General features: G+C 34.6%; 1 protein-coding gene. It reads right to left on the reverse strand.

Annotation, left to right across the window (positions count from 1 at the left end):
- A partial coding sequence (locus ACYQ3D_RS12600) for an FAD-binding protein (RefSeq protein WP_459838810.1) occupies positions 1 to 1,186 on the reverse strand: 1,186 nt, incomplete at its 3' end.
- Between the last annotated feature and the right edge of the window lie 4 nt (positions 1,187 to 1,190).

Consider the following 1,190-nt stretch of genomic DNA (forward strand, 5'->3'; position numbering starts at 1 on the left):
TATCTTTAAAAGCCTCGCATAACTTAGGAACTACATCATGTAAATCTCCTACAATTCCATAATCACAAACTTTAAATATCTCTGCATCCTTATCAGTATTGATTGCTATAATATAATCTGATCCTTCCATTCCTGCTCGATGCTGAATTGCTCCTGAAATTCCACAAGCTATATATAAATCTGGTTGAACTGTCTTACCTGTTTGACCTACCTGATGTTCTTGATCTATCCAACCTTCATCTACTACTGCACGAGAAGCTCCTACTTCTCCACCTAATACATCTGCTAATTCTTCAATTACTTTAAATCCTTCTGGATCTCCTACTCCTCTTCCTCCAGCAACTATAATCTTTGCATCCTCTAAATTAACTCCTGCACTTTCTTCTTTAATTATTTCTTTTACCTTTGTTAAAGCACTTACTTGATCTAAATCTACTTCTATTTCTTCTACTGTTCCTTCTTTATCATAATCTGGTTCTACTTTCTCCATTACTCCTGGTCTTACTGTTGCCATCTGTGGTCTATGATCTGGAGAAATAATTGTTGCCATTAAATTACCACCAAACGCTGGACGAGTCTGTAGTAAAATATCTTTTTCTTCATCTATTCCTAATTTAGTACAATCTGCTGTTAAACCAGTTTGTAATCGATTAGATAATCGAGGACCTAAATCTCTTCCGTTATGTGTTGCTCCTAATAAAACAATTTCTGGTTTATGCTCTTTAATTAATTTAGTAATTGTATCTGTATAATAATCAGTTGTATAATCCTTTAGTTCTTCTTCCTCTGCTACATATACTTTATCTGCTCCATATGCCATTAATTCTTGCGCATCTTCTTTCACATCTGAACCTAATAATACAGCTGAAACCTCTGCATCTAGATCTTTAGCTAATTCATTTGCTTTACTAACTAACTGTAATGAAACATCTAATAGTTCATTATCTCTTTGTTCTGCTAATACCCATACACCTTCATAAGCTGATAAATCTATATCTGGTCCTTCATTTACTGCCCCTTCCATCTCAATTGCATCAACTGGGCAACTCTCTACACAAGCACCACATAATGTACATGTATCTTCATCTACTACTGCTACTCCATCTTGCATTTCTAAGGCATCAAATGGACATTTATCTATACATTCTCCGCATCCTACACATTCTTCTGTTATAATTTTTAACATCCTT

The sequence above is a fragment of the Halanaerobaculum tunisiense genome, from assembly GCF_054657635.1.